20 protein-coding genes are annotated in these 18230 nt (G+C 71.1%); 7 read left to right on the top strand and 13 right to left on the bottom strand.

The features are described 5' to 3' along the window. Positions 1–108 precede the first annotated feature (108 nt). Positions 109–324: an I78 family peptidase inhibitor gene (locus tag ACIREE_RS10760; protein ID WP_404149260.1), complete on the bottom strand. Its 216-nt coding sequence runs from the start codon at positions 322–324 to the stop codon at positions 109–111. Between the two features lie 426 nt (positions 325–750). On the opposite strand from ACIREE_RS10760, the gene ctaD reads away from it, so the two are divergent. Then, complete coding sequence (ctaD, locus tag ACIREE_RS10765) at positions 751–2457, top strand: cytochrome c oxidase subunit I (protein ID WP_404149262.1); 1707 nt, start codon at positions 751–753, stop codon at positions 2455–2457. 18 nt (positions 2458–2475) lie between these two features. Here ctaD and ACIREE_RS10770 read toward each other — a convergent pair whose 3' ends face one another. The 4 genes from ACIREE_RS10770 to ACIREE_RS10785 form a co-directional block, all read right to left on the bottom strand. Then, the gene (locus tag ACIREE_RS10770; protein WP_404149265.1) at positions 2476–3312 is read right to left on the bottom strand and encodes a hypothetical protein; all 837 of its coding nucleotides are present in this window, start codon (positions 3310–3312) and stop codon (positions 2476–2478) included. After that, a complete protein-coding gene (locus ACIREE_RS10775) occupies positions 3309–4556 on the bottom strand; it encodes a glycosyltransferase family 4 protein (RefSeq protein ID WP_404149267.1) in 1248 nt (415 codons plus the stop codon). Before ACIREE_RS10775 ends, ACIREE_RS10770 begins: the two co-directional genes overlap by 4 nt. Positions 4557–4860: 304 nt before the next feature. Beyond that, positions 4861–5439 (bottom strand): transglycosylase family protein, encoded by a 579-nt coding sequence (locus tag ACIREE_RS10780; RefSeq protein WP_404149269.1) that lies wholly within the window; start codon positions 5437–5439, stop codon positions 4861–4863. Positions 5440–5554: 115 nt separating this feature from the next. Next, the gene (locus ACIREE_RS10785; RefSeq protein WP_404149272.1) at positions 5555–6220 is read right to left on the bottom strand and encodes a transglycosylase family protein; all 666 of its coding nucleotides are present in this window, start codon (positions 6218–6220) and stop codon (positions 5555–5557) included. A 366-nt stretch (positions 6221–6586) separates the two neighbouring features. Between ACIREE_RS10785 and ACIREE_RS10790 the strand changes: the two genes are divergently transcribed. Both ACIREE_RS10790 and ACIREE_RS10795 read left to right on the top strand, forming a co-directional pair. Then, positions 6587–7384 (top strand): hypothetical protein, encoded by a 798-nt coding sequence (locus ACIREE_RS10790; protein WP_404149274.1) that lies wholly within the window; start codon positions 6587–6589, stop codon positions 7382–7384. A 301-nt stretch (positions 7385–7685) separates the two neighbouring features. Beyond that, positions 7686–7967 carry a hypothetical protein gene (locus ACIREE_RS10795; RefSeq protein WP_404149276.1) on the top strand — a complete coding sequence of 94 codons (282 nt, stop codon included), beginning with the start codon at positions 7686–7688 and terminating at the stop codon, positions 7965–7967. A gap of 22 nt (positions 7968–7989) precedes the next feature. Here ACIREE_RS10795 and der read toward each other — a convergent pair whose 3' ends face one another. From der to aroH, 5 genes are all read right to left on the bottom strand, one after another. Next, positions 7990–9462 carry a ribosome biogenesis GTPase Der gene (gene der, locus ACIREE_RS10800; RefSeq protein ID WP_404149279.1) on the bottom strand — a complete coding sequence of 491 codons (1473 nt, stop codon included), beginning with the start codon at positions 9460–9462 and terminating at the stop codon, positions 7990–7992. A gap of 76 nt (positions 9463–9538) precedes the next feature. Further along, complete coding sequence (locus ACIREE_RS10805; RefSeq protein ID WP_404149280.1) at positions 9539–10228, bottom strand: lysophospholipid acyltransferase family protein; 690 nt, start codon at positions 10226–10228, stop codon at positions 9539–9541. Further along, the gene (cmk, locus tag ACIREE_RS10810) at positions 10186–10881 is read right to left on the bottom strand and encodes a (d)CMP kinase (RefSeq protein ID WP_404149283.1); all 696 of its coding nucleotides are present in this window, start codon (positions 10879–10881) and stop codon (positions 10186–10188) included. Before cmk ends, ACIREE_RS10805 begins: the two co-directional genes overlap by 43 nt. 88 nt (positions 10882–10969) lie before the next feature. Next, entirely contained in the window at positions 10970–12055 is a 1086-nt protein-coding gene (locus tag ACIREE_RS10815; protein ID WP_404149284.1) for a prephenate dehydrogenase, read from the bottom strand. Further along, positions 12052–12414, bottom strand: coding sequence for a chorismate mutase (gene aroH, locus ACIREE_RS10820; protein ID WP_404149286.1), 363 nt, complete (start codon positions 12412–12414; stop codon positions 12052–12054). The genes ACIREE_RS10815 and aroH overlap by 4 nt, the downstream gene beginning before the upstream one ends. A 194-nt stretch (positions 12415–12608) precedes the next feature. On the opposite strand from aroH, the gene ACIREE_RS10825 reads away from it, so the two are divergent. From ACIREE_RS10825 to ACIREE_RS10840, 4 genes are all read left to right on the top strand, one after another. Continuing rightward, positions 12609–13262: a hypothetical protein gene (locus ACIREE_RS10825; protein WP_404149288.1), complete on the top strand. Its 654-nt coding sequence runs from the start codon at positions 12609–12611 to the stop codon at positions 13260–13262. Between the two features lie 83 nt (positions 13263–13345). Then, on the top strand, positions 13346–13930 hold the full coding sequence (locus tag ACIREE_RS10830; protein WP_404149291.1) for a DUF6529 family protein: 585 nt from the start codon (positions 13346–13348) through the stop codon (positions 13928–13930). Next, the gene (locus ACIREE_RS10835) at positions 13927–14376 is read left to right on the top strand and encodes a Rieske (2Fe-2S) protein (RefSeq protein WP_404149294.1); all 450 of its coding nucleotides are present in this window, start codon (positions 13927–13929) and stop codon (positions 14374–14376) included. The genes ACIREE_RS10830 and ACIREE_RS10835 overlap by 4 nt, the downstream gene beginning before the upstream one ends. Positions 14377–14398: 22 nt before the next feature. Beyond that, positions 14399–15103 (top strand): DNA polymerase beta superfamily protein, encoded by a 705-nt coding sequence (locus tag ACIREE_RS10840; RefSeq protein ID WP_404149297.1) that lies wholly within the window; start codon positions 14399–14401, stop codon positions 15101–15103. 41 nt (positions 15104–15144) lie between these two features. Here ACIREE_RS10840 and ACIREE_RS10845 read toward each other — a convergent pair whose 3' ends face one another. From ACIREE_RS10845 to ACIREE_RS10855, 3 genes are all read right to left on the bottom strand, one after another. Further along, positions 15145–16161, bottom strand: coding sequence for an ADP-ribosylglycohydrolase family protein (locus tag ACIREE_RS10845; RefSeq protein ID WP_404149300.1), 1017 nt, complete (start codon positions 16159–16161; stop codon positions 15145–15147). Further along, positions 16158–16907 (bottom strand): NUDIX hydrolase, encoded by a 750-nt coding sequence (locus ACIREE_RS10850; protein WP_404149302.1) that lies wholly within the window; start codon positions 16905–16907, stop codon positions 16158–16160. Before ACIREE_RS10850 ends, ACIREE_RS10845 begins: the two co-directional genes overlap by 4 nt. A gap of 75 nt (positions 16908–16982) precedes the next feature. Continuing rightward, complete coding sequence (locus tag ACIREE_RS10855; RefSeq protein WP_404149305.1) at positions 16983–18230, bottom strand: pseudouridine synthase; 1248 nt, start codon at positions 18228–18230, stop codon at positions 16983–16985.

Genomic DNA, 18230 nt, shown 5'->3' on the forward strand with positions numbered 1-18230 from the left:
ACCGCCTCCACTGCGCGTCCCCCAGGACAGCGGGCCCGGTACGCACAACCAGCCCGCACGGCGAAGGGCCCCGGAACCTCCCAGAGGTTCCGGGGCCCTTCGCGTACGTCAGCCCTTCCAGCAGCGCGTCACCGTGCCGTCGTCGACCTCGAAGTTCAGCCGGCCCGCGCGGTACTCCATCGTGATGATCGCCCCCGGCGGCAACTGCCGCACGGTCGACCAGCCACGGCCGCGGGCCTGCCGCTCGGCCGGCTCGGCGGCGAGTCCGACGTAGGCGTCGGGGGTGTCCTGGGGCTCTGTGGGCGGGGTCGGAATGGGTGCCATACAGCCACCGTAGGCCGTGCGACGGGACGGCGCCAGGCTCGCCCGCGCGGGCTCACCGTGACTATGTACGGTCACGCTTTCGTCACAAGATCACGACGGTTGTTTCCGTCGAACTTCCTCACACGATCGGGCGGTTCCTTACTTCTCATGCACTTCTTACGTACGCTTCCCTGGCCCCGGCCTCCGGAATTCTTGAGGCCCGCACGAATCCCGTGGCACGGGGCCCGGTCCATTACCAGAACCACCCTGGCCAATTCTCCCTGTATTCCGAATCCGGCGGCGTGGCAAGCAAGTTGAGATCGTCCGGGAATTGACTGTTCATGCCAGAAAGAGGAGCCCGCCCCCTGTCGCGGCGGGAGCGACGCGAGCATCATGGCGGGAGTTCGGAAGCAGGCCCGAGGCGCGCGCGCAGCGAGGGGGCAAGCGATGGGAACGACCGGTGTACAGGCCGGGCCTGCGGCGGTGGGACCGCCGAGGCAGCGGCAGCCGGGCCGCTTGATCGTGGACTGGCTGACCACCACCGACCACAAGAAGATCGGGCACCTCTACCTGATCACCGCGTTCGCCTTCTTCCTGGTCGGCGGGCTCATGGCCCTGGTGATGCGGGCCGAACTCGCCCGCCCCGGGCTGCAGATCATCAGCAACGAGGAGTACAACCAGCTCTTCACGATGCACGGCACGATCATGCTGCTGCTCTTCGCGACCCCGACGTTCGCCGGCTTCGCCAACGAGATCATGCCGCTGCAGATCGGCTCGCCCGACGTCGCGTTCCCGCGCCTGAACATGCTCTCGTACTGGCTGTTCCTCTTCGGCGGCCTGATCGTGCTCGGCTCGCTCGTGGTGCCGGGCGGCGCCGCTGACTTCGGCTGGTTCGCGTATGCGCCGCTGAACAGTCTGGAACGCTCTCCCGGCATCGGCGCCGACATGTGGATCATGGGGCTCGCCCTTGCCGGGTTCGGCACGATCCTCGGCTCGGTCAACTTCCTGACCACGATCATCGGGATGCGGGCGCCCGGCATGACGATGTTCCGGATGCCGATCTTCACGTGGAACACGCTGTTCACGTCGATCCTCGTGCTGCTCGCGTTCCCGGTCCTGGCGGCCGCGCTGCTCTGCCTGGAGGCGGACCGCCGCTTCGGCTCGGTGGTCTTCGAGGCCCAGTACGGAGGCGCGCTGCTGTGGCAGCACCTCTTCTGGTTCTTCGGCCATCCCGAGGTCTACATCATCGCGTTGCCGTTCTTCGGCATCATCAGCGAGATCCTGCCGGTCTTCAGCCGCAAGCCGATCTGGGGCTACACGATGCTGGTCGGCGCGACGATGGCGATCACCGGCCTGTCGGTGGTCGTGTGGGCGCACCACATGTTCGTGACGGGCGGCGTGCTGCTCCCGTTCTTCTCCTTCATGTCCTTCCTCATCGCGGTGCCGACCGGCGTGAAGTTCTTCAACTGGACCGGCACGATGCTGAAGGGCTCCCTGTCCTTCGAGACGCCCATGCTGTGGTCGGTCGGCTTCCTGGTCACGTTCCTGTTCGGCGGCCTGACCGGCGTCATCCTGGCCTCACCGCCGATGGACTTCCACGTCTCGGACACGTACTTCGTCGTGGCGCACTTCCACTACGTGGTGTTCGGCACGGTCGTCTTCGCCACGTTCGCCGGGTTCTACTTCTGGTGGCCGAAGCTGACCGGGAAGATGCTCGACGAACGGCTCGGCAAGATTCACTTCTGGACCCTGTTCGTCGGCTTCCACACGACGTTCCTGGTCCAGCACTGGCTGGGCGCGGAGGGCATGCCGCGCCGGTACGCGGACTACCTCGCGGCGGACGGCTTCACGGCCCTCAACGCCCTGTCGTCCATCGGCGCGTTCCTGCTCGGCCTGTCGACCCTGCCGTTCCTCTACAACATCTGGCGGACGGCCAAGTACGGCACAAAGGTCGAGGTCGACGACCCCTGGGGCTTCGGCCGCTCCCTGGAGTGGGCCACCTCATGCCCGCCGCCCCGGCACAACTTCACGACGCTGCCGAGGATCCGCTCGGAATCCCCGGCGTTCGACCTGCACCACCCGGAGTTCGCGGCGTACGAGGACGCCGCCCCGGGCGCACACAACCCGGACACCGAGGCGCACGTCGGCGAATGACGGTCCGCTACTCCACAGCTACGCCACAGCGCTCACCACGACCGCGAGGTCGTTGTCGGCGGTGTAGTACGGCTCGGCGGACAACTCCCGCCCGGCGACCGTCACCTGCGTCGCGGGATAGGCGAAGATCGGCTTCTTGTCGGCGATGTCGTCGAGGAGGCGGGCCACCCGCACCTCGGGTCCGTCCTCGCCGCCGGGCCGCAGCCACAGGTCCCAACGTCCTACCGAGAGCTCGTCGTACCCGATCCGCAACGCGAACTCGGCGCCGTCCACGGTCAGTTCGCCCCGCAGCACCGGCCCTGCGGCCGCGCGGGAGCGTATCTCGGCATGCGCCTTGGCCGTGAACTGCGCCCCGTAGACCCGCCCGCGGACGGTCAACTCGCCGCCCTCGATGCGCAGTTCACCGGCTTCGGCGTGCGGGGTCCGCAGCCAGCTGCGCACGGTGAGGTTGCCGTGCTTGGTCGCGTAGGGGATGCGCACGGCCACGTAGCCGCGCGATCCGCCGGGCGCGCGGTCGACCAGCGAGCGCAGATCGTTCAGGCCCGGCACAAGGCGCACCGGCTCTTCCCCGGCGACCTGCGCGTACGTGTCCCAGCGCCCCTCCGCGAGGCCGACGCTGATCGGCAGCGAGGCGCGCAGGCGGCCGTCGCCCACCGGGGTGAGCGGCAGCCGTACCTCCTCGCCGCCGGCCCGGTCGACCAGCACGAGGTGGGCCGGGACGAGCGACCCGTGGTCGGAGACGTCGAAGGTGAGCCCGCCGGCGGAATCGGCGATGCAGTCGGCGCGGGGTGCCATGGTGGCGGTCCTGTCGTCGGACGAAGGAAGGGGTCTGGGCGTGGCCAGTGGCGTCGTCATACGGTGCGTCCCTTTCCTTGCGACTTGAGGGCGTCCCGTACGGCGTAGGCGCCGCCCATCAGGGATCCGCGCGCGCGGTGCAGCATCCCGGTGGAGCCGCCGCGGGCGGTGAGCGAGCCGAAGAGGTCCTCGTAGCGTTCGGCGATCCGCGCGGGGTCGAAGCGGGCGGAGTTGGCGAGCGCCTTCTCCGCCATCCGGCGGCGCAGTGCGTCGTCGTTGATGAGTTCGAGCAGGCCGGCGGAGATCGCGTCGACGTTGCCGACCTCGACGAGGCGTCCGTCGACCCCGTTGTCGATGATCTCGCCGGGGCCGTGCGGGCAGTCGGTGGCGACAACGGGCAGACCGCACCGCATCGCCTCGACGATCGTCATGCCGAACGATTCGAAGGTCGACGTCACCGCGGCGACGGAACCCTTCGCCCACTCCGGTTCGATGGGGTTGGCGGTACCCATGAGGAAGACGTGGTTGTACAGGCCGAGCTCGTCGATGAGGTGGCGCAGCTTGTCCTTCTGCTTGCCGCCGCCGTAGATCCGCAGCCGCCAGTCGGGGCGCTCGGCGCGCACCTTGTCGAAGGCCCTGATCAGCAGGTCGTACCGCTTGACGGGCGCGAGCCGGCCCGCGGCCACGACCCACTTGCCATCGCCGTCGGCCGGCGCGACACCGGGGGCGGGCACCGGGTTGGGCATGGCCTCTATGCGCACGCCGGGCAGCCGCATCCGGTCACGGTAGGCGCGGGCGTCGGCCTCCGTGGTCGTGGTGAGCGCGTCGAGCCGCGGATAGACGCTGCGCAGCTCCCGGCGGAGGCCGAGGGGGTGCGTGTCGAGCGTGAGGTGCTCCTGGCCGACGCGCAGCGGGCCGCGCCTGGTCTGCCGGGCGAGGTGCACGTTGAGGCCGGGCCGGGTGCCCACGACGACGTCCGCCTCGACGGCGGTCAGGTGCTCGGCGATGCGCCGGTCGGTGAGCGCACTGTACTGCTCGTAGCGCCCCTCGGACCGGGGGAAGACCGAGGCGGCCTTCTTGAACTCGGGGTCCTCGCCCTCGTACCCGGCGGAGTCTTTGCGAATGTCGACAAGGTGACGGAGCCGTACGCGGGGGTCGGGCGCGAAGACGGGTTCGTCACGGTGCCGGAACACGGAGACGACTTCCACGTCGTGCTGCTCGGCCAGGGTGTTGGCGAGGTTGTACGTCGTACGGATCGTCCCTCCGATCCCATACGCATTGTGAATCAAGAAAGAAATCTGCATGCGTCCCCGTATCCCACCATTCCTCGCGGCCGGTCCGGACGGTCTGATCAGTCTGAACAGCCCGGGTGCTCCGCCTACCGGATGGTTAGACAGGGATGCCCTGGGGAGGGTTGTTCTTCATCATCATGTTGTTCCAGAACAGTTGCCTAATTGGTAGACATTTTCCGGAACCATTTGGCCGTTTCGTCCATCAGGGGCACATAACAGCTGGTGGGAGCAGTGCGGGAGGTCAACGCTCGTCCGCCCATGTCATCGTCCAGAGTGACAGGATCCGGTAGAGCGGGCCCTCGCACGGCGGCGGAGGCTACGGCGTCGGGATGAGCAGCATCGTGCCCGCGTTGAGCCGGTCCGGGTTCGGCCCGATCATCTGCCGGTCGGCCTTGTAGAGCGCCTGCCAGCCGCCCTTGACCTTGAAGCGGCGGGCGATCGACGCCAGCGTCTCACCCCGCCGCACCACATGGACGCGGCCGGCGAGCCGGTACTTCTTCGAGCACACGGGCCAGGCCCGCCAGCCCTGGCCCCGCAGCACTTCCTCGGCGACCTTGATCTGCTCGGCGCGGGTCGCGAGGTCGGCACGCGGCGCGTACTTCAGGCCGCCGTACGCCTCCCAGGTGGACTGCCGGAACTGGAGCCCACCGTAGAAGGAGTTCCCGGTGTTGGCGTTCCAGCGCCCGCCGCTCTCGCACTCGGCGAGGCAGGACCACGGCCACTGGTCGCGCGCGCAGTCGTCAGGCCTGAATACGGCGGAGACGGCGGGCCCGCCGCTGCTCGCGAGTGGCGGGGCGGCGGACGCGGCGCCCGGCGCGGGGGCCAGAGCGAGCAGTCCGCCCAGGAGGACCGCCGTCCAGCCGTGCGTCCTCGGCGGCGTCGGCCTCGTAGGCATCAGGTGCATGCGGCACGCTAAGCAGCGGGGGCGGGGGCACCACCGCTGCCGCGCCGCGATGGCCGCGGCCGCACCCGGTCGGCGCACCGGCCGGAACCGCGGGGCACCACCCGGGCTACCCGACCAGCAACCGCTGGCCCGGCACGATCAGGTGCGGGTCGGCGCCGATGGCCGCCTTGTTGGCGGCGTACAGGCGCTCCCAGGTGGTGCCGTAGGCCGCCGCGATGCCGCCCAGCGTGTCGCCGCCCTGGACGACGTAGCCGCCGCGCCGGACCGAGCCGCGGTCGGCGGTCGCCGAAGCGCGCTCCGCCGGGGCGGACTTGAGCTCCACCGACTCGGGCCGCACCGACTTCGGCTCAGCGGGCTTGGGCTTCGCGGCCTTGGGCTTCGCGGCCTTGGGCTTCGCGGCCGCTGCCGACGGGGCGTCACCGTATGCGCCGGCCCGCCCCGAGCAGACGGGCCAGGCGCCCCAGCCCTGCGCGCGCAGCACCTTCGCGGCCACGGCGATCTGCTGGCCCTTCGAGGCCCGGTCGGCCGTCGACGCGTAGGACCCTCCGCCGTACGCGCGCCACGTCCCGGCGGAGAACTGGAGCCCGCCGTAGTAACCGTTGCCGGTATTGATGTGCCAGTTACCGCCGCTCTCGCAACGGGCGATGCGGTCCCAGACTCCGGAGTCGGCCGCGTGGGCGGAGCCACCGGTCGCGAGGAGGCCGAGGGGGGCGAGCAGAACTGCCCCGGCGATCACCGCTGTCGTTCGAGCCGTACGTATCGGCACGGACATGAGATTCCCTCTCGTGGACTGCGAGGTGCAGACGGCGCTGGAATCTAGGCAGCGCACGGGACCCGCATCAACCACGGCCTCGTCGCTCCAGGCCAGTTCACCGTTACTCGGAGTAGCGACGAGTTCAGGCCACCCACTTCATTGGCTGATATCAGGATTTGTCGACCAGCCGACCCGGCGATCTGTGACTCAGCTCACTCTCTCAACTTCCTTGGATTACCTAGAAGTTGACATGGAGTGACAGATTCCGGGCGTCTCTTCACGGCGTGCTTCGGATGGGTGGATTCCGTTCGCTTCCGGGCGTGACCCCTGCCACAGATCGCCCGTTGTTCCTTCATAAGCACGCATCCGACCAGAGGAGCCCCCGTGCCGCGCTTGCTCGACGTGAGTAACGACGTACGCGCCGAGATCGGCGACGACGAAGCCGACCGGCTGCTCACCGGCGACCACACCCCCGGCAGCTACGACTGCACGTCCTGCCGTACCCCCGGCGACTCGGCGCAGGAACGCACCAGCACCGTCCTGTTCGTCGGTGACGAGACCGCCGTTCTCGCCTTCGCCCATGCGGGCTGCCTGCCGTCGCAGGTGGTGCAGGTCGCCGAGGACCAGCTCCAGGGCGCCGTCCGGTCCGTCTCCGGCTCCCCCGAGCCGGCCGGCGGCGCCGCCCCGCCGGAGGGTGGCACCGCGCAGGCCGTGCTCGGCGTGACCAGCGGCCTGCTGCTGATCGCGGGCGAACTGCACCCCACGCTCGTCATCGAACCGACCGGACCCATCGCCCGCCCCGGCACCCAGCCCGACGGGGGCGACGACTTCCTGCCGCTCCTGATCGAGCAGGGCTTCATGCCGGTCACCGAGCTGACCGAGGCACCGCGGGTGCTGCCCGGCTGGTCGGTGCTGCTCGCCATGGGCCGGCTGCACGCCGTACTGCAGCCCGGCACCGGCGGCACCCCCTCCCAGGTCGCCTGGTGGCAGGCGCACCAGCCGCTCCAGGTCACCGACGGCTGGCGGGCCGCTGCCAACAAGACGCACACGGTGCTCGTCTGCGCCGCCCCCGTCGGCTCGATCGGCCGCCAGCCGCGCGAGGATCTGCTGCGCGACGCCCTCGACAAGGCCGCGGCGAACGGGAGGCTGGTCGCCGCCGCCATGCCGCTCGCGGGCACCTAGAACCTGTCTTCAAACTCCCTCCCCCAGCCTTCGGCCGGGAGGTGCCGCCAGCCCCGCGACGCCTGGCACGCTCCCCCAGCTACCGCTGGGAGGGAATTTGAAGACAGGCCCTGGCCGACGCCCGATCCGTACCCGGGCCCCCGACGAATGCGCCGGTCACCCTGCTGACGCCCCGCGAAAGCCGAGGCCAAGGGCGCATCCGTCGGGGGCCCGGGTCGTTGGCACATACGTGCACCCATACGACCCCACCTCATCCGCCTCCGCCGGACGGCGCCAGCCGTACCAGAACTACATCCCGTCCATGCGTCCCGCGGAGGACTACTCGGTCGGCCGTTCGGCCACGCCGATCTACGACGCCCTGTTCGCGGAGTACCGGCGGTCCTTCAGGACCCTGCCCGGCGACCGCAGCGGCGAGGAGGATCTGGGGTTCACGGCCTTCGGGACGGCGCCCTACGGGACACGGATCCACACCCCGCACTATCCGGCTGCCCCACAGCACTCCTGGCAGCCGAACGGGCGGCAGCACGGACAGGGAGGTCTCCTCCCCGCCGCGCTGCCGCCCGGTCCGCGCCGCGAGCGCTGAGCGCCCGTAGACGTACGTACGACTACTTCTTCTTGCCGCGCTTCTCCCGGACCCGCACCGAGATGTGGATCGGCGTCCCCTCGAACCCGAACTCCTCGCGCAGACGCCGCTCCACGAAGCGCCGGTACCCGTGCTCGATGAAGCCGGAGGAGAAGAGCACGAACCGCGGCGGCTTGGTGCCGGCCTGCGTACCGAAGAGGATGCGGGGCTGCTTGCCGCCGCGGACCGGGTGCGGGTGGGAGGCGACGATCTCACCGAGGAACGCGTTCAGGCGGCCCGTCGGGACGCGGGTCTCCCAGCCGGCCAGGGCGGTCTCGATCGCCGGGACCAGCTTCTCCATGTGGCGGCCGGTACGCGCCGACACGTTCACCCGCGGCGCCCAGGCGATCTGCGCGAGCTCGGTCTCGATCTCGCGCTCCAGGTAGTAGCGGCGCTCCTCGTCGAGGGTGTCCCACTTGTTGTACGCGACGACGATCGCGCGGCCCGCCTCGACCGCGCTCGTCACGATCCGCTGGTCCTGCACGGAGATCGACTCGGAGGAGTCGATCAGGATGACCGCGACCTCCGCCTTCTCGACGGCGGCGGCCGTGCGCAGCGAGGCGTAGTAGTCGGCGCCCTGCTGGAGGTGGACGCGCTTGCGGATGCCCGCCGTGTCGACGAACTTCCAGGTGACGCCGCCGAGCTCGATGAGCTCGTCGACCGGGTCACGGGTGGTGCCCGCCAGCTCGTTGACGACGACGCGGTCCTCGTTGGCCACCTGGTTCAGGAGGGAGGACTTGCCGACGTTCGGACGGCCGATCAGGGCGACCCGGCGCGGCCCGCCGACCGCGACCCCGAAGGTCTGCGCGGGCGCGTCGGGCAGCGCCTCGATGACCGCGTCCAGCATGTCGCCCGTGCCGCGGCCGTGCAGCGAGGACACGGGGTGCGGCTCGCCGATGCCGAGGGACCACAGGGCGGTGGCGTCGGCCTCGCCGCTCAGACCGTCGACCTTGTTGGCGCAGAGCACCACGGGCTTGTTGGCCTTGCGGAGCAGCCGGACGACGGCCTCGTCGGTGTCGGTGACGCCGACCGTGGAGTCCACCACGAAGACCACCGCGTCGGCGGTCTCGATCGCGTACTCGGCCTGTGCGGCGACCGACGCGTCGATGCCGAGCACGTCCTGCTCCCAGCCACCGGTGTCGACGAGCTTGAAGCGGCGGCCCGCCCACTCGGCCTCATAGGTGACACGGTCGCGGGTGACGCCCGGCTTGTCCTCGACGACGGCCTCGCGGCGGCCGATGATGCGGTTCACCAGCGTCGACTTGCCGACGTTCGGACGGCCGACGACGGCGAGCACGGGCAGCGGGCCGTGGCCCGCCTCCTCGAGCGCGCCTTCGACGTCCTCGACGTCGAAGCCCTCCTCGGCGGCGAGCTCCATGAACTCCGCGTACTCGGCATCGCCGAGCGCCCCATGCTCGTGTTCCGGGGAGCCCTCGGGCTGGATCTGGTCGTTCATGAAGTCCGTACCTCGTCGTTCATTCGTGGTGATCGGTGTTCCGCGGCGGACCGCGGTCCACTACTGAAAGTCTCGCTCAGCGCCCGGTCAGGCGCCTGGCATTCTGCAGGTGCGCGGTGAGCCGCCCCTGGATGCGCACGGTCGCCGCGTCGAGCGCCGTGCGCGTACGCCGCCCGCTGCCGTCGCCCGCCTCGAAGGGGTCCCCGAAGACGACGTCGACCCGGCTGCGCAGTGGAGGCAGCCCCTTTATCAACCGTCCACGCTTCTCCGTGCTTCCCAGTACGGCGACCGGGACGATCGGCGCACCACTGCGCACCGCGAAGTAGGCGAGCCCGGCCCGCAGCGACGCGAAATCGCCGTCGCCGCGCGTGCCCTCGGGAAAGATGCCGAGCACTCCCCCGTCGGTGAGGACGCCGAGCGCCCGCGTGACGGCCGTCCGGTCCGCGCCGGTCCGGTCGACCTTCACCTGTCCGATGCCTTCGAGGAAGGTGCCGAGCGGGCCGGCGAACGCCTCCTGCTTGATCAGGAAGTGCGTGGGACGCGGCGCGACGCCCATGACCATGGGGCCGTCCACGTTGTGCGAGTGGTTCACGGCCAGGATGACCGGGCCGCTCGCCGGTACCCGCCACGCGCCGAGCACGCGCGGCTTCCACAGCCCGTACATCAGACCGACGCCGATCCGCCGGCCGACCTCGGCCCCACGTTCCGAAGCACTCACAGGGCTCACTCGGACGTCCGCTTCTCCTCGACGAGGGTGACGACGCACTCGATGACCTGCTGCAGCGTGAGGTCGGTGGTGTCCACCTCGACGGCGTCGCCGGCCTTGGCCAGCGGCGACGTCTTACGGCTGGAGTCGGCCGCGTCCCGCTTGATCAGGGCCTCCTGCGTGGCCTTGACGTCGGCGCCCTTCAGCTCGCCGGAGCGGCGGGCGGCGCGGGCCTCGGGCGACGCGGTGAGGAAGACCTTGAGATCGGCGTCGGGCAGCACGGTCGTACCGATGTCACGGCCCTCGACGACGATGCCCACGCCGTCCACCGCTGCCGAGGCCGCGATGGAGCGCTGCAGCTCGGTGATGCGGGCCCGCACCTCGGGGACCGCGCTGACGGCGCTGACCTTGGACGTGACCTCGCTCGTGCGGATCGGGCCCGCGACGTCCGTGCCGTCGACGGTGATGGTGGGCGCGGACGGGTCCGTGCCGGAGATGATCTCGGCCTTGCCCGCGACCGCGGCGACGGCGGACGGGTCGGTCAGGTCGATCCCGTTGTTCACCATCCACCAGGTGATCGCGCGGTACTGGGCGCCGGTGTCGAGGTAGCTCAGGCCGAGCTGGGCGGCGACGGCCTTCGAGGTGCTCGACTTGCCCGTGCCGGAGGGTCCGTCGATGGCGACGATCACGGCTGCCGGGGCGGCGGTTTCCACGGTGACGGACACCTTTCTGAGTGCACGGGGCAGGAGGGCGGGGCGCGAAAGCACCCCGCACAAGGTTACTGGCTCCTGCGGGCGCCTCTTACTGCCGCATGGCCCAGCCGCGCTCGCGCAGCGACGCCGCCAGCTTCGCTGCCGCGGCGGGCTGCACCATGAGCTGCACGAAACCGGCCTGCTGACCGGTCGCGTGCTCGATGCGGACGTCCTCGACGTTGACGCCGGCGGCGCCCGCGTCCGCGAAGATGCGGGCCAGCTCACCCGGCTGGTCGGAGATGAGAACGGCCACGATCTCGTACGCCGCCGGGGCCGCACCGTGCTTGCCGGGGACCCGGCTCTGCCCCGCGTTGCCCCTGCGCAGCATCGTCTCGACGCCGCCGGCGCCCTCGCGGCGCTTGGCGTCGTCGCTCGACTGCAGCGACCGCAGGGCACGGACCGTCTCGTCCAGGTCCTCGGAGACGGCGGCGAGGAGGTCGGCGACGGGACCCGGGTTCGCGGAGAGGATGTCGATCCACATGCCCGGCTCCGAGGCCGCGATCCGGGTCACGTCCCGGATGCCCTGCCCGCACAGCCGTACGGCGCTCTCCTCGGCGTTCTCCAGGCGGGCCGCGACCATGCTGGAGACCAGGTGGGGCATGTGCGAGACGAGCGCGACGGCCCGGTCGTGGGCGTCGGCGTCCATCACGACGGGCACCGCGCGGCACAGGGCGACGAGTTCGAGGGCGACGTTGAGGACCTCGGTGTCGGTGTCCCGGGTCGGGGTCAGCACCCACGGGCGGCCCTCGAAGAGGTCGGCGGTCGCGGCGAGCGGGCCGCTGCGCTCCCGGCCGCTCATCGGGTGCGTACCGATGTACGCCGTGAGGTCGAGGCCGAGCGCTTCGAGCTCGCGGCGCGGGCCGCCCTTGACACTCGCGACGTCCAGGTAGGCGCGGGCCGTGGCCCGCCGCATCGCGTCGGCCAGGGTCGCGGCCACGTGGGCCGGCGGCACGGCGACGACGCACAGGTCGACCGGAGCCTGCGGCGGCTCGTCCGTCCCGGCGCCCAGCGCGGCCGCGGTGCGGGCCTGCGCCGTGTCGTGGTCGGCGAGGTGCACGGTGACGCCGCGCGAGGCCAGGGCCAGGGCGGCGGAGGTGCCGATGAGGCCGGTGCCGATGACGAGTGCGGTTCTCACTGGGCGATGTCCTTGCGCAGGGTGGCCGCGGCGCCGAGGTAGACGTGGGCGACCTCGGACCTGGGCAGCTCGGTCTCGACGTGCGCGAGGATCCTGACGACGCGCGGCATGGCGCCCGCGATGTCCAGTTCCTGAGCGCAGATCAGCGGTACGTCGGTGATGCCCAGCTTGCGGGCGGCGGCTGCTGGGAAGTCGGAGTGCAGGTCGGGCGTGGCCGTGAACCAGATGGAGATCAGGTCGTCGCAGCTCAGCCGGTTCCGCTCGAGGACGGCGGTGAGCAGCTCGCTGACCTGCTCGTTCATGTGCCCGGACTCGTCCTGCTCGAGTTGGACGGCGCCCCGGACCGCTCGTACCGCCACGGTGTCACTCCTTGATCACGTCCGTACGTATGCCGGTGTCCAGCGTAGTTGGGGCGCCGCACGCCGGTGCACGGCGCCCGTCTGTCGAGACAGCCGCCGAACACCCCAATGTCACCCCAACCATCCTCTGTCGCCATTCATCCGGAACTGCTTGCATGGAGGGCGGCACTGTCCCGCTTCGGGGGAGGTTCGTCATGAAGCGCGCAGGACCTCTCGGCACACTGTTCGCCGGTCTGGCTCTGGCAGTGGTCATGCTGTCGCTCAACGCGACGACGGGCGAGAGCGGCTCCTCGTACGCCGGTGCGCCCGCCGCCACGACGAGCCCACCGCCGTCGGCCTCACCGACCCGCACGACGGCGAGCCCGAGCCCGTCCAGGACGGCCGGCCGGAAGACCGGTTACGCGGGCCGCACCGACGACGACACCGCTGCCGTCTCCATCTCCGTACGCGGTACCAAGGCCGTGGCCTACTTCTGCGACGGCCGCACCAAGGAGTCATGGCTGAAGGGGACCGTCGAGGACGACGGCTCGATGAAGCTCAGCGGGAGCCACGGCGCCGAGCTGGTGGGAAAGCCGGCCGGCGCCTCGATCCGCGGCACCGTCCGGATCGAGGACCGCCCGTACGGCTTCACGGCGAAGAAGGCCGTCAAGCCGTCCGGCCTGTACCGCGCCACCACCGAGGTGCGCGGCGCGAAGGTCGACGGCGGCTGGATCGTGCTGCCCGGTGGCCGCCAGGTCGGCATCGTCCGCCGTGACGACCAGCCGTCCGCCGCGCCCCGCATCGACCCGGGGACGGGTGCCGTCAGCGTCGACGGCGAGCGGCTGACCGCTCGCCCCGTCGTCCCCTGACCGCCCTGACCGCCCCGGCCACCCCGACCGGCCGACGCCCCTGCTGATCCCCGTCGACCTCCCGACCTTCGCGAGGGATAACCATGACCGTCGATCCGAACGCCGCGACCCAGAGCTTCCCGGGCCCCGACCCCGGCCACCGGCGTCCCGGCCCGGCCCGCTACCTGCTGCCCGCCGTCGTCGCGGCCGTCGTGGCCGTGGCGCTCGGCGCGTACGGCAAGGCCCACGACCCGGCGGGCACGGCCTTCAACCTGGCCGGGTTCTCCAGCACCAGCGCGGTGAAGTCCTGGCTGGCGACGGTGGCGTTCGCCTTCGCGCTTGTGCAGCTCGTGTCGGCGTTCATGGTCTACGGGAAGCTGCGCGGCCCGTCCTACGCGCCCGCGCTGCACCGCTGGTCGGGCCGGATCGCGTTCCTGGTGGCGGTGCCGGTCGCGGTGCACTGTCTCTACGCGCTCGGCTACCAGACGTACTCGACCCGCGTCATGTGGCACTCGTTCCTCGGCTGCTTCTTCTTCGGCGCGTTCAGCGCCAAGATGCTGCTGCTGCGCGCGGAGCGGTTGCCCGGCTGGCTGCTGCCGGTGGTCGGCGGTCTCGTCTTCGCGGTCCTGACGCTGCTCTGGCTGACGTCGGCGCTGTGGTTCTTCCGGACGGTGGGGGTGACGGCATGAAACCGGTCGCGACCCGGCGGAGCGTACTCGTCGCGGGTGCGGCGGCGCTCGCGGCCGGCTGCAGCAAGTACGGCGACGAAGGCGCCGGCGGCGACACCCGGCCGGAGGCCTCCCCCACTCCCCCCGCGTCCGGGAAATCGGCTCAACAGCCGCCCGCACCGGACGCGTTGGCGAAGACCTCGGACATCCCGGTGGGCGGTGGCACGATCTTCGCCGACCAGAAGGTCGTGGTGACACAGCCGGTCCAGGGCGACTTCAAGGCGTTCTCCGCGATCTGTACGCATCAGGGCTGCACGGTCAGCTCCGTGTCCGGGGGCACGATCAACTGCCCGTGTCACGGCTCGAAGTACCGGGTCGCGGACGCCTCGGTGGCGGGCGGCCCCGCGCCCCGACCACTGCCGCCGCGGAAGATCACGGTCACCGGAAATTCGATCACGCTCGGCTGAGGCGACGCCTTACGCTCCCCGCATGGAACCGGAACACCCGCTCCCCGCCGACCTGGTGCGCGACCACACGATCTACGCCTGTGTCATGGGTTCGCGCGCCTTCGGCCTGGCCACGGACGCGAGCGACACGGACCGGCGCGGTGTGTACCTGGCGCCGACGCCGCTGTTCTGGCGGTTCGACAAACCGCCGGCCCACGTGGAGGGCCCGGCGGAGGAACAGTTCTCCTGGGAGCTGGAGCGCTTCTGCGAACTGGCCCTGCGCGCCAACCCGAACGTCCTGGAGTGCCTGCACTCACCGCTCGTCGAGCACGTCTCGGGGACCGGCCGCGAACTCCTCTCCCTGCGCGACGCGTTCCTCTCCCGCCGGGCCCACGACACGTTCGCGCGCTACGCGGCCGGCCAGCGCAAGAAGCTGGAGGCCGACGTGCGCCTGCACGGCGCCCCGCGCTGGAAGCACGCCATGCACCTGCTGCGCCTCCTGATGTCCTGCCGCGATCTGCTGCGCACCGGCGAGCTGACGATCGACGTGGGCGACCAGCGCGAGCCGCTGCTCGCGGTCAAGCGCGGCGAGGTGTCGTGGCCCGAGATCGACCGCCGGATGGCGCGCCTGACGGCCGAGGCGGACGCCGCGGCGACCCGCACCGCGCTCCCGGCGGAACCGGACCGGGCCCGTGTCGAGGCCTTCCTGACCCGTAACCGCCGCGCCTCGGCCCTTGCGTCCTCCTGACGCCCGCCAGAAGGACCCTGGGCCCCTATCGCCCAAGGGCCCTATCGCTCGTCCCACTCCGTCCCGAACGCGATCAGCTCGTCCCGGTGCTCGATGCGCTCCACCCACTCCTCGGGCCAGGCGTCCGCCCCGAGGTGCGCGCCCGCGAAGGCGCCGGCCAAGGCCGCGATCGAGTCCGAGTCGCCGGACGTACAGGCGGCGCGGCGCAACGCGAGCACCGGTTCGTCCACGAAGAGCAGGAAGCACAACAGGCCGGTGGCGAGCGCCTCTTCGGCGATCCAGCCCGCGCCGGTGGCCAGGCACGGGTCGGTCTCCGGGTTGGCGTCCCGCAGCGCCGCCTCCAGTCGTTCGAGCACGGCGAGGCAGTCGTCCCAGCCCCGCGCGATGAACGCCTCGGGACGCGCGTCCTGCCCGCTCCGCCGCCACAGGTCGCCGAGCCACTTCTCCCAGTACCGGGTGCGGTTGTCGAGGGCGTACGAGCGCAACCGCCCGACCAGGCCGGTGGGTTCGGCCCCCTGGGCGAGGAGCCGTACGGCATGCGCCGTCAGGTCGGAGGCGGCGAGTGCGGTCGGGTGGCCATGGGTGAGCGCCGCCTGGATCTGCGCACCGGCGGCACGCCCTTCGTCGGTCAGGCCGGGCATGAGGCCGAGGGGGGTGACCCGCATGTTGGCGCCACAGCCCTTCGACTGCATCTGGCTGGCGTCGCGCCAGTCCCGCCGCTCGTCCTCGAGGAGGCGGCAGGCGGTGATGCAGGTGTTGCCGGGGGCGCGGTTGTTGTCGGGCGAGCGGTTCCAGGCGATGAACTCCTGCCGCATGATGTGCGCGAACCGCTCGGTCCCGCACAACCGCTCGGAGGCCCTGGCGACCCCGCGCGACACGGCCAGCGCCATCTGCGTGTCGTCCGTGATGTACGCGACGGGGTGTCCTGGCAGCTCCATCTCCCGCCAGGGTCCGCACTTGGCGAGGATCGCCGGTACATCGTTGAACTCGGTCGGGAATCCGAGCGCGTCTCCGAGCGCGAGCCCGAGCAGCGATCCGGTCGCGGGCCTCTTGGTCATGAGCGGGGTCCTTCCGGCGATTCGGGTGCGGGTCGCAGCAGCGGCGGCAGCAGGGACACGGCGCCCCCGGCCCGGTACAGCGCCGCGGGTTTTCCCCGGCCCCCGGTCAGCCGGGAGGCGCCGGGCACCTGCTCGACGAAGCCGGGGGTGGCGAGCACTTTGCGTCGGAAGTTCGCGGGGTCCAGATCCGTGCCCCACACCACCTCGTAGACCTGGCGGAGCTCGCCGAGCGTGAACTCGGGCGGGCAGAACGCCGTGGCCAGGCAGGTGTACTCGAGCTTGCCGCCGATCCGCTTGTGGGCGTCGGCGAGGATCAGGCCGTGGTCGAAGGCGAGCGGCCCGTACGCGCCACGGGCGCCGGGCTCGTACGGGAGCCACGCGGCGCGGGCGGCGTCCCCGCCCCCGTGGGCCTGCGGGGCGTCCGGGACGAGCGCGGCGAAGGCGACGGAGACGACCCGCATCCGGGGGTCGCGGTCCGGTTCGCTGTAGGTGCGCAACTGCTCCAGGTGCAGCCCGGCCACGTCGCTGAGCCCGGTCTCCTCGGCGAGCTCGCGCCGCGCCGCGCTCTCCGCGGACTCGTCGGGCTCCAGGAATCCGCCGGGAAGTGCCCAGCGCCCCGCGTACGGGTCCTGGCCGCGCTCGACGAGCAGGATGTGCAGCCGGCCGGCCCGGAGCGTGAAGACGGCGAGGTCGACGGTGACGGCGAAGGGCTCATAGGCGTGTTTGTCGTAGCCGTGTAGATGCATACAGCAGCCCCCTCCCTTATTGGTCTAAGCGACTTTAAAGGGAGGGGGCTGCCGTATACAAGGGTTCTGCGGGTCTTACAGGTCGACTTCCGCCATCAGCATGCCGACCTCGGTGTTCGACAGGCGCCGCAGCCAGCCCGACTTCTGGTCGCCGAGCGCGATCGGGCCGAAGGAGACCCGGACCAGCTTGTCGACGGGGAATCCGGCCTCGGCGAGCATCCGCCGCACGATGTGCTTGCGCCCCTCGTGCAGGGTGACCTCGACCAGGTAGTTCTTGCCGGTCTGCTCGACGACGCGGAAGTGGTCCGCCTTCGCGTACCCGTCCTCCAGCTGGATGCCGTCCTTGAGCTGCTTGCCCAGGTCGCGCGGGATCGGACCGACGATGTGCGCGAGGTAGACCTTCTTCACGCCGTACTTCGGGTGGGTCAGCCGGTGCGCCAGCTCGCCGTGGTTGGTGAGCAGGATGACACCCTCGGTCTCGGTGTCGAGCCGCCCGACGTGGAACAGCCGCGTCTCACGGTTGTTCGTGTAGTCGCCGAGGCACTGCCGTCCTTCGTTGTCCTCCATGGTGGAGACGACGCCGGCCGGCTTGTTCAGGGCGAAGAACTGGTACGACTGCGTGGCCACGGTCAGGCCGTCGACCTTGATCTCGTCCTTCTCCGTGTCGACGCGCATGCCCTGCTCGACGACGATCTCGCCGTTGACCTCGACACGGGACTGGTCGACCAGCTCCTCACAGGCACGGCGCGAGCCGTAGCCCGCACGGGCCAGCACCTTCTGCAGCCGCTCGCCCTCCTGCTCGGCGCCGGGGAAGGTCTTCGGGGTCTTGATCTCCGGCTTGCCCGCGTACCGGTCGCGGTTGCGCTCCTCGGTCCGCGTCTCGTACTCGCGGGAGCGCGAGGGGGCCGTCCGGCCGCCGGTCTGCTGTCCGCGCTTGGGGCCGCCCTTGGCGCCGCCCCGCGCCGAGGCGCCACGGCCCGACTTCGGACCCTCATGCGTGCCGCCGGGGCCTACGTCGTAACGCCGCTCCTCGGGACGCGGGCTCTTGGGACGGCTGGGCTGCTTGTCGTCGCGGTCGCGGTCGTTACCGGCACCGCGGTAGTCCCCGCGGCCGCCGCTGCTGCCACGCGGCCCGCCACCGCCGCTGCCGCCGTTCCCGCGGGGGCCGCCACCGCCGCTCCCGCTGTTCCCGCGGGGGCCGCCACCGCTGCCCCCGGGGCGGCCGCCGCCGCTCCGGCCGCCGCTACCGCCGCGGCCGCCGCTGTTGCCACCACGGCTCCCGCCGTTGTTTCCGCTGCTGTTCCTGCCGCTGCTGCTTCGCAT

Origin of the sequence: Streptomyces sp. NPDC102467 (genome assembly GCF_044765445.1) — a bacterium.
In the GTDB taxonomy this organism is placed as follows: Bacteria; Actinomycetota; Actinomycetes; order Streptomycetales; family Streptomycetaceae; genus Streptomyces.

Coding starts and splice junctions, on each gene's coding strand:
- ACIREE_RS10835 (WP_404149294.1), top strand. CDS start 13,927: ATGAAACCGGTCGCGACCCGGCGGAGCGTACTCGTCGCGGGTGCGGCG.
- ctaD (WP_404149262.1), top strand. CDS start 751: ATGGGAACGACCGGTGTACAGGCCGGGCCTGCGGCGGTGGGACCGCCG.
- der (WP_404149279.1), bottom strand. CDS start 9,462: ATGAACGACCAGATCCAGCCCGAGGGCTCCCCGGAACACGAGCATGGG.
- ACIREE_RS10825 (WP_404149288.1), top strand. CDS start 12,609: ATGAAGCGCGCAGGACCTCTCGGCACACTGTTCGCCGGTCTGGCTCTG.
- ACIREE_RS10760 (WP_404149260.1), bottom strand. CDS start 324: ATGGCACCCATTCCGACCCCGCCCACAGAGCCCCAGGACACCCCCGAC.
- ACIREE_RS10845 (WP_404149300.1), bottom strand. CDS start 16,161: ATGACCAAGAGGCCCGCGACCGGATCGCTGCTCGGGCTCGCGCTCGGA.
- ACIREE_RS10855 (WP_404149305.1), bottom strand. CDS start 18,230: ATGCGAAGCAGCAGCGGCAGGAACAGCAGCGGAAACAACGGCGGGAGC.
- ACIREE_RS10795 (WP_404149276.1), top strand. CDS start 7,686: ATGCGTCCCGCGGAGGACTACTCGGTCGGCCGTTCGGCCACGCCGATC.
- ACIREE_RS10785 (WP_404149272.1), bottom strand. CDS start 6,220: ATGTCCGTGCCGATACGTACGGCTCGAACGACAGCGGTGATCGCCGGG.
- ACIREE_RS10850 (WP_404149302.1), bottom strand. CDS start 16,907: ATGCATCTACACGGCTACGACAAACACGCCTATGAGCCCTTCGCCGTC.
- ACIREE_RS10780 (WP_404149269.1), bottom strand. CDS start 5,439: ATGCCTACGAGGCCGACGCCGCCGAGGACGCACGGCTGGACGGCGGTC.
- ACIREE_RS10775 (WP_404149267.1), bottom strand. CDS start 4,556: ATGCAGATTTCTTTCTTGATTCACAATGCGTATGGGATCGGAGGGACG.
- ACIREE_RS10770 (WP_404149265.1), bottom strand. CDS start 3,312: ATGACGACGCCACTGGCCACGCCCAGACCCCTTCCTTCGTCCGACGAC.
- ACIREE_RS10830 (WP_404149291.1), top strand. CDS start 13,346: ATGACCGTCGATCCGAACGCCGCGACCCAGAGCTTCCCGGGCCCCGAC.
- ACIREE_RS10840 (WP_404149297.1), top strand. CDS start 14,399: ATGGAACCGGAACACCCGCTCCCCGCCGACCTGGTGCGCGACCACACG.